The sequence below is a fragment of the Bartonella sp. AA16NXGY genome (assembly GCF_042197325.1).
GTDB lineage: Bacteria > Pseudomonadota > Alphaproteobacteria > Rhizobiales > Rhizobiaceae > Bartonella.
In genome coordinates this window covers 1-814 of the sequence record NZ_JBHIRR010000064.1, presented here as the reverse complement: position 1 = coordinate 814, position 814 = coordinate 1, and the positions used below count along the sequence as shown (strand labels likewise).

The 814-nt window shown below is 48.4% G+C and carries 1 pseudogene; it reads right to left on the bottom strand.

The annotated features are described in order from the left end of the window. A pseudogene (locus ACFINK_RS09350) lies at positions 1–814 on the bottom strand (DUF637 domain-containing protein); the annotation flags it as partial.

The following is an 814-nucleotide window of genomic DNA, read 5'->3' as shown; positions in this document are numbered from 1 at the left end:
ACAATGCTGAGAACATTCTTTGAAGAGCCAAGCTCATGCAAGGCACCGGCAATATTGCCGCGATTATTGACAAGAGCCACAGCGCTTTTGTTAATCAGCGCTTGGACACCAGCCTGTATCGCTGCATTCATGGCGGTGCTCGAGCCAAGCCCCAAAGCACCGGTAATGGCACTGGCAGCGCCCGAGGCTGCTCCACCCGTAACCGCCGTGACAGCCAATGCCACGAGAGCCGCACCGGCTTCTGTCAGCCCTTGGGCTTTATAATCCCAGTCTTTAAATTCAGCCTTAACTGCTTGCCAATCCACTTGCTTGGATAATTCTGGATCATCACGCAGTTGCTTGATCCATGCCATGCCTGGAGAGCGAGACAATTGCTCAAGGGATTTGTCTAAATCACCGGTTGCCTGATACTCAACAACGAAGCCATCACCCGCATCAAGCTTTATGCCACCCTTAGCATCTATGGTGACATGTTCGATGGTCTCCTTAAGGTAACCTTTATCGCTCTCACTCCACCACACAAGGTTTTCATTACGCTGATAAACGTCCTTAAAATCTTGATCCTTGTTGGTCAGAAACTTGATTTTTCCCGTATCTGATGCCAAATGCGTCTGACCACCACTTGATAGCCCTGCCGCATCAAGCGTGAGATCCCCATTTTGCGCATGCATGGAGAGGTTGCCCTCTGCTTCTATCGTGGTTTTGTTTGTAGTAACTTCTGTTGATTGTTGACGAAACTTATTCTTTTGCTTCGATTTGTCGCCTTCTTTGCCCCTCAGATCCAAATCAAAACTGTTAAAATCTTGCTCTGAAA